Here is a 7,758-nt window from a genome sequence, read left to right on the forward strand (position 1 = left end):
GTCCACACCCGTGGTCCGGCTGTGGGACGGCGTCATCGCCGTGCCCCTGGTGGGCACGCTGGACTCCGCGCGGACCCAGGTCGTCATGGAGAAGCTGCTCCAGGCCCTGGTGGACACCGGTTCCGAGCAGGCCATCATCGACATCACCGGCGTACCGGCGGTGGACACACAGGTGGCCCAGCATCTGCTGAAGACCATCGTCGCGGCCCGCCTCATGGGCGCCGAATGCACCGTCTCCGGCATCCGGCCGCAGATCGCGCAGACGATCGTGGCGCTCGGCATCGAGTTCGAGGGCATCGTCACCAAGGCGACCCTCGCGGACGCGCTGAAGCTGGCCCTGAAGAAGTCGGGCCTCGAAATGGTCAACCGCAAGGCCGGTCAGCTGTGACCGAACGGGTGCCGATCCTGCGGATCGGCGAAGTGCTCGTGGTGTCCATCCAGTTCGACCTGGAGGACCAGACCGTCCTTCAGTTGCAGGAGGACCTGGCCGAGCAGATCGTGAACCGCTCCGCGCGGGGCGTCATCATCGACATCACGGCGCTGGAGATCGTCGACTCCTTCGTCGGACGCATGCTGGCGACGATCGCGGACATCTCCCGCATGCTCGACGCCGAGACCGTGGTGGTCGGGATGCGCCCCGCCGTCGCCATCACGCTCGTCGAACTCGGACTCTCGCTGGGCGGAGTGAGCACGGCTCTCGACCTGGAAAAGGGACTGGCGCGGCTGCGGCGCTCCTCCTCTGCGGACGAGGCGTGAACGCGCCCTGGCTGCCTGGCGAGGCGCCGCAGGACTACTCCATCACGCACAACAGGGATGTCGTCAGCATCAGGCAGACCATCCGCGTCCTGGCACAGCAGTGCCGGCTCTCGCTCGTGGACCAGACGAAAATGATCACGGCGGCGAGCGAACTTGCCCGCAACACCCTCGTCTACGGAGGTGGCGGAGTCGTCAGGGCGGGGCTCGTGGAGAGGGACGGCCGCCGCGGGCTCGCCGCGCTCTTCGAGGACAGCGGGCCGGGCATCGAGGACGTGGATCTCGCGATGACGGACGGCTGGACCTCGGGCGGCGGCCTGGGCCTGGGCCTCAGCGGTGCCCGCCGCCTCGTCGACGAGTTCGACCTGACGTCGGAGGTCGGCGTGGGCACCACGGTCACCATCATCAAGTGGGCCCGGTGAACGCCCGGACCATACTGGCCAGCAGGGACATGAGCTGGTTCCGGGACGGTCCCTCCCTGTCCACATCGGCGCGCGGAGCCGCGTCCGCGCTGGCCCGGCGGATCGGTCTCGACACGCATCGGGCCGCGGAGGTCGGCCTGGCCGTCACCGAGGCCGCCACCAACATCCAGCGTCATGCCACGGACGGTGCGCTGCTGCTGCGCACGCTGCACACGGACGAAGAGGCCGCGGTCGAGTTCGTGACCGTCGACTCGGGGCCCGGCATGGCCGACGTGTCCGCCGCGCTGGCCGACGGAGCCTCCAGCACCGGCACGCTCGGCATCGGGCTCGGAGCCGTGGCCAGGCTCGCCGACCACTTCGATGTCCACTCCGTGCCCGGCAAGGGGACCGTGATGGCGGCACAGTTCTGGTCCCGCCAGGCGGACGAGGAGGGAGTGACGGCGGCCCGCCTGGCGGGGCAGCAGCGGGTCTCCGGCATGACACGGCCCATCAGCGGCGAGATGACCTGTGGTGACGCCTGGAGCGCCCGGCTCGACACCGCCACCGGAACCGATTCCGACCGCCCGGCCGTTCTCGTCATGGTGTGCGACGGTCTGGGGCACGGTCCGCTCGCGGCCCGCGCCAGCGCGGCGGCGGTAGAGGCGTTCCACGCCACCCCGGCAACCGATCCGGAAGGAGTCATGCATGCGATCCACCGCGCTCTGCGCGGAACACGCGGCGGCGCGGCGGCAGTTGCCCGGATCGACCCGGCGGCGCAGCGGGTGCAGTACTGCGGCATCGGCAACATCAGCGGCTTCCTCATCGACCACGCGGCCCGCAAGGCGCTCCTTTCGGTGCCCGGCATCGTCGGCGTGAACATGCGCCGCCTGCGGACCTTCGAGGAGCCGCTGCCCGAAGGCGGCGCCCTGGCCATGCATTCCGACGGACTGACCGAGCGATGGGACCACACCGCTCTGGCCGGGCTTCTGCACCATTCGCCGCTCGTCATTGCGGGGCAGCTGTTGCGTGAAGCCGGTGTGCGCCCGCACGATCCAAGCGTGGAGGTGGTCAAGCTGAATTGGGGACCAGCGAAGGGCTGTACGGACGGTCCTGCTGACTCTCCCCGACAGGTCCGCGGCGCCGGTGTCGCCGGCGCGGGTTCCGGGCTGCGCACGGCGGCTTCTCTCGGCCTTGCCTCGGCGCAGGACGTGTTCCGGCTCAGACGCGGTGCGCAGCGGGCTGCCTCGGCGCTCGGCCTGGAGCACCAGGACCAGGTCCGTCTCGCCACCGCGCTGAGCGAACTGGGCCGGGACCGGCTCGGCTGCGGCGCGAGCACCGTCTCCTTCCGTTCCGAGTCCGGCGAGCAGCCCGCGCTCGTCGTGACCCTCGACTGGGTCGGCGGCACGGAGCCGGCCCCGACGACCCTGCAACTGGTCTCCCGGCTCGTCGTGATCGAGTACGAGCCCCGGGGCACCCGCGGCCGGGCCACCATCCGCCAGCCGCTGCCGGCGAACCGGCTCACGGTCACCGAAATGGACGAGTGCCTGGCCCGGGCCCTGGGCCAGACAGGCGGTCCCACCACGGAGGCCGAGTTCCTCAGGGCCCAGACGCGCGACCTGATCGCGACGCTGGAGGAGACGCGGGCCCAGCGGGAGGAACTGCGGCGGCTCAACCGGGAGTTGGAGGAGACCAACCAGGGGGTGCTCGCCCTCTATTCGGAGCTCACCAGGGAGCTGGAGACCACCAACATCGGTGTGCTGGCCCTGCATTCGGAACTGGACGAGAAGTCCCGGCAGATCCGGGAGGCCAGCGAGGCGAAGACGCGGTTCTGGACCAACATCAGCCACGAGCTGCGCGCACCGATCAACTCCGTCGTCGCGCTGGCCCGCCTGCTGCTCGACCCCGCATCGGAGCCGGTGTCGCCCGAGCAGCGTCAGCAGATCACGCTGATCGAGGCGTCGGGGCAGACGGTCCTGTCCCTCGTCGGCGACCTCCTGGACGTCGTCAAGGCCGAATCGGGTCTGCTCGACGTCCAGCGCGCCCCGGTCGACCTGCGGCTGCTCGTGTCCCAGCTGAGCGCCACGTTCGAGGGCACCTACGGAAGCAAGGGTGTCCCCCTGGTCACCCCGGACCTGAAGGATCTCCCCACGGTGACGACGGACGAGAAACTCCTCACCCAGGTCCTGCGCAACCTGATCTCCAACGCCTGCAAGTTCACCGACGCGGGTGAAGTGCGGCTGGACATCAACCTGAGCGACGACCGGACGTCGCCGTCGCTGCACGTCACGATCACCGACACGGGAGTCGGTATCCCGGCAGCGGAACTGGGCCGGGTCTTCGAGGAGTTCTACCAGGTCCGGGGCCCCCACCAGAGCGGGCACGCGGGAACCGGACTCGGACTTCCCTACGCCCGCACCCTCACCGAACTCCTCGGGGGCACACTGAAACTCTCCAGCACTCCCGGGGTCGGCACACGCGTGGAGGTGCGCGTCCCGGTGCACGAGCCGGACGACCCCGGCGAGGAAACCGGCGGAGGCACACCATGACCGACAGTTCCCGGGACGCGGCACCCGCCACCATCCTGGTGGTCGAGGACAGCGAGACCAACCTGTACCTCCTGACCAGCTGGCTGGAGCGTGCGGGCCACATCGTGATCGGCGCGGAGAACGCGGCCAGCGGCCTGGACCACCTGTCCGTGGCACAGGACCCCTTGCCGGAGATCGCCATCGTGGACGTGCGTCTGCCGGACATGAGCGGCTTCGAGCTGAGCGAGAAGATCAAGAGCGACGCCCGCACGTCCGCGCTGCCCGTCATCCACATCTCCGCGTCGGCCGTCAGCGCGGAGGATCACGCCGAGGGCCTCCGGAGGGGCGCGGACACCTACCTCAACCAGCCCCTCGATCCGGGCGAGTTGCTCGCCACGGTCACGGCCACGCTGCGCTACGCCAGAGCGCGGCGCCGGGCGGAGCAACTCGCGCGCCAGCTCCTGACCCTCAACGAAGCGACCATGTCCGTCTACAGCGCCGTCGGCTTCCACTCGTTCGCCTCCGCGGCCACCGGGGGCACCGCCCGGCTGCTGTCGTCCCCGGCCAGCGCGGTGTTCCTCTCGCCCGAAGGGCAGGCGGTCCACAGCACGAGTGAAGGACCGGCCGCCACGACCCGAACGTACGTGGCGCGGCCGGACGTACTGGACCGGCTGCTCCAGCAGAGCTTGGGCGAGGGGACCGGCGCGACGGTCGCGCGGATCTCGCGCGGGCAGTGGCAGACGCTGCTGAGCGCGGGCCACCTGGGCGGGGACATCGCCCTGGCGGTGGCGCGGACCAAGCGCGGACGCCCCCCTGTCTGCCTCGCCGTGCCCTCCGGCGCACTCACCGGAACGGATGACGAGCATCTTCTCCAACAGCTGGCCCACGCCTGCGCGCTGGCCCTCGAAGCGCTGAGAACCTACAACGAGGAGCACACCCTCGCCCTGGCCCTGCAACGCTCCTTCCTGCCGAGCGACTTGCCCGCCGTCGACGGCGTCGACTTGGCCTTCCGCTATCTGCCCGCCTCCGAGAACGCCGAGATCGGGGGCGACTTCTACGAAGCGATCCCCACCGCCGACGGCCTGCTCCTTGCGATAGGAGACGTACTCGGCCACTCGCTCGGCGCGGCCACCGTGATGGGCGAGTTGCGCCACGCCCTGCGCGCCTACGCCATCGAAGGCCACCCCCCGCAGCAGGTGCTCAACCACCTCGAGAACCTCCTGGCGCACTCGCAGCCGACCGTGACGGCCACCCTCTGCCTGGTCCTCGTCGAGCCCGGCGGACGGCGTCTGCAGATCGCCAACGCCGGTCACATCCCCCCGCTCGTCATCAGCCCGGACGGCGGCGCGCGCTTCCACACCGAGCACGGACCGATACTGGGACTGCGTGCGCCCCACCCGGCCCCGACGACCCTGAGCACACCACCGGGCACCCGGCTGCTGCTCGTCACCGACGGCCTGGTCGAAGTGCGCAACACCTCGCTCAACGCGACGCTCGACACCTTCATGGCGGAAGCCGTGGCCGGCCCGGCCGGGCTCCAGGACCTCAGCGACCATCTCCTGGACAGGTTCGGCCGGGGCAAGGACGACGACATCGCCCTGCTCGCCGCGGACCTGCACTGATCATGGACGGCCGGGCCGCCGGGGGCGTCGAGGAGAGGTCACCCGTCCAGGGCTTCGCCGAGTGTGGGGAAGATGTCGATGAGGGTGTCGATGCCGACGATCTCCAGCGTCCGGCTCACGGACTCGGCGGGGCCGGCCAGACGCAGCCGCCCGCCGCCCTCGGCGAGAGCCCGGTGACCGGCGATGAAGACGTTGATGCCGCTGGAATCTATGAAGGAGACCCGCCGCAGGTCGATGACGACGCGGGCACCGGGCGCCTCGACGGCTTCGAGGGCCTGGTGTACGAGGGCACTGGTGTCCATGTCCATCTCACCCGCGAGCGTCAGAACCGTCACGCCGTCCAGGGGCGTCGACACGACCGAGAACTCTTCGGTCTGCTGGGCTCGTTCGCTGCCAGCCATGCGTTCCTCAGCCATGCAGATGATGCTTGCACATCCGGGGCCTCGCGTGTTGCGCCGACGGTAACGTACGCACGATGCCCGGCAGGTCGGACAGGAAGCGGGGAAGGTCGCACCGGGCCGACATGGCGGGCACGGAACGCCGGCACGATCGGGAACGGGTACATGGGGCGAATCATCTGCGAGCCAGACCATGCGTGACGACGCCGCGCCGCCGGACGAACCGGCCACGGAGCACGCCGGGAGCGCGGCAGCCCCGGAGTTCGCCTTCGAGCTGGACGGGACCAGCACGTGCATCGCCAGGGCGCGGCAGCTGGCCGCGGGCTTCCTGGCCCGGATGCAGAGCGAGCACGGCGTTGCGGTCTCGCGGCGTGCCACGGACCTGACGCAGCTGGTCATCAGCGAGTTGGTGACCAACGCCCTCAAGTACGCCCCCGGTCCCGTCCTGGTGAAGCTGCGGATCGACGCCGGGGCGGTCGAGGTGGCGGTGCGGGACTCCGGGCCGGACCTGCCACGGGCCCGCGCCGCCGACACGGGCCGGGTGGGCCAGCACGGTCTGGAGATCGTGCTGGCCGTCGCCCGGCGTTTCGAGGCGCGGCAGGAGGAGGCCGGCAAGAGCATCACCGTCAGCATCACCCTCGACGACACGTGAGGGACCGGCCGGCCCGGCCGCGGAGGGCCGCACCGACCGGTCGTCGCTCCCCGCCCGTGCACTACACGCGGTCGAGGTCCCGTTCCTTGGTCTCCGGCAGGGCGAGCACGCAGAGCAGCGAGAGCAGGGCCATGCCGCTCATGAACCAGCCCCCGACCGCCGGGCTGTAGGTCTCGGCGAGGGCGGTCACGATCAGCGGAGCCGCCGCACCGCCGAGCACTCCCCCGAGGTTGTAGGAGAAGCCGGCGCCGGAGTACCGCATCTTCGTGCCGAAGAGTTCGGGCATATAGGCACCGGCCGGGCCGTAGATGATGCCCATGCAGAGCAGGGCGCCGCTCAGCGCGACGGCGATCAGGACGTAGTTGCCGGTGTCGAGGAGCGGGAAGAGGACCGCGCCCCAGACCACGCCGAACGCGGCGCCCCCGATGATAAGCCGCCGACGGCCCACACGGTCCGACCAGCGGGCCACGAAGAAGGTGGAGAGGCCGAGCACGACGACGGCGACCAGGGTCAGGGCCAGCATGTCGTTCTTGGGGATGTCGAGGGTGCCGGTGGTGTACGTCATGCAGTAGGTGGCCGCCGTGTAGAACATCACGTACACCACGGTGATCATGCCCGCGCCGAGGAACATCTCCCTGGGGTGGCGGCGGAACGCCTCGACCAGGGGTGCCTTCGCGGTCTCGCGCTCGTCCATGACCTTGGCGAACGCAGGGGTCTCGGCCACCTTCAGCCGGATCACGAGACCGACGGCGACCAGCACGAAGGACAGCAGGAAGGGTATGCGCCAGCCCCAGCTGTCGAACGCGTCGTCGTCGAGCACCGCCGACATCAGCAGGAAGGTGACCGTCGCCGCGAAGTAGCCCGCGGGCGAGCCCATTTGGGGAGCGGCCGCGTACAGGCCGCGCTTGCCCTTGGGGGCGTGTTCGACGGCGAGCAGTGCCGCGCCGCCCCATTCGCCGCCCAGGCCGAGTCCCTGGACCACCCGCAGCAGCACGAGGAGGACCGGCGCCGCGACGCCCAGTGTGTCGTAGCCGGGCAGCAGGCCGATGAGGCCGGTGGACAGGCCCATCATCAGGAGCGAGACCACGAGTACGGTCTTGCGGCCGACACGGTCGCCGTAGTGGCCGAAGATCGCCGCGCCGAGGGGGCGGGCCGCGAATCCGACGGCGAAGGTCGACAGGGTGGCCAGGGTGCCGGCGGTCGGCGAGAGGTCGGGGAAGAACGCTTCGTTGAGGACGAGGGCCGCGGCGGTTCCGTAGATGTAGTAGTCGTAGAACTCGATCGCCGTGCCGATGAAGCTGGCCGACGCGATGCGGCGCATGCCGCCGGGGGACTCGGCGGCTTGTGGCGTCGCGGCCTGGCCTGCGGCGCGTCGGGCAGGGGTAGTCATGGTCTGCTCCGGGAGGT

Annotated in this window: 8 protein-coding genes and 1 pseudogene; 7 read left to right on the top strand and 2 right to left on the bottom strand. The window is 70.5% G+C overall.

The annotated features are described in order from the left end of the window. The 6 genes and pseudogenes from ACQKIP_RS33660 to ACQKIP_RS33685 all read left to right on the top strand — a co-directional run. A partial coding sequence (locus ACQKIP_RS33660; RefSeq protein WP_427745018.1) for an STAS domain-containing protein occupies positions 1-388 on the top strand: 388 nt, incomplete at its 5' end. Next, positions 385-756 carry an STAS domain-containing protein gene (locus ACQKIP_RS33665; RefSeq protein ID WP_365859656.1) on the top strand — a complete coding sequence of 124 codons (372 nt, stop codon included), beginning with the start codon at positions 385-387 and terminating at the stop codon, positions 754-756. The genes ACQKIP_RS33660 and ACQKIP_RS33665, both read left to right, overlap by 4 nt. Then, entirely contained in the window at positions 753-1,175 is a 423-nt protein-coding gene (locus ACQKIP_RS33670; protein ID WP_427745019.1) for an ATP-binding protein, read from the top strand. Before ACQKIP_RS33665 ends, ACQKIP_RS33670 begins: the two co-directional genes overlap by 4 nt. 29 nt (positions 1,176-1,204) lie before the next feature. Then, positions 1,205-2,236, top strand: a pseudogene (locus tag ACQKIP_RS33675) (ATP-binding SpoIIE family protein phosphatase); the annotation flags it as partial. Between the two features lie 84 nt (positions 2,237-2,320). Continuing rightward, on the top strand, positions 2,321-3,700 hold the full coding sequence (locus ACQKIP_RS33680) for a sensor histidine kinase (protein ID WP_365859863.1): 1,380 nt from the start codon (positions 2,321-2,323) through the stop codon (positions 3,698-3,700). Then, positions 3,697-5,301, top strand: a complete 1,605-nt coding sequence (locus ACQKIP_RS33685) for a fused response regulator/phosphatase (RefSeq protein ID WP_365859657.1) — start codon at positions 3,697-3,699, stop codon at positions 5,299-5,301. Before ACQKIP_RS33680 ends, ACQKIP_RS33685 begins: the two co-directional genes overlap by 4 nt. Before the next feature lie 38 nt (positions 5,302-5,339). Here the strand turns inward: ACQKIP_RS33685 and ACQKIP_RS33690 are convergent, their stop codons facing one another. Next, a complete protein-coding gene (locus tag ACQKIP_RS33690; RefSeq protein WP_365859658.1) occupies positions 5,340-5,717 on the bottom strand; it encodes an STAS domain-containing protein in 378 nt (125 codons plus the stop codon). Between the two features lie 175 nt (positions 5,718-5,892). On the opposite strand from ACQKIP_RS33690, the gene ACQKIP_RS33695 reads away from it, so the two are divergent. Next, on the top strand, positions 5,893-6,351 hold the full coding sequence (locus ACQKIP_RS33695) for an ATP-binding protein (protein ID WP_365859659.1): 459 nt from the start codon (positions 5,893-5,895) through the stop codon (positions 6,349-6,351). A 61-nt stretch (positions 6,352-6,412) separates the two neighbouring features. Here ACQKIP_RS33695 and ACQKIP_RS33700 read toward each other — a convergent pair whose 3' ends face one another. After that, positions 6,413-7,741 carry an MFS transporter gene (locus ACQKIP_RS33700; protein WP_365859660.1) on the bottom strand — a complete coding sequence of 443 codons (1,329 nt, stop codon included), beginning with the start codon at positions 7,739-7,741 and terminating at the stop codon, positions 6,413-6,415. Positions 7,742-7,758: the final 17 nt, after the last annotated feature.

Source organism: Streptomyces sp. NPDC059900 (assembly GCF_050270335.1).
In the GTDB taxonomy this organism is placed as follows: Bacteria; Actinomycetota; Actinomycetes; order Streptomycetales; family Streptomycetaceae; genus Streptomyces.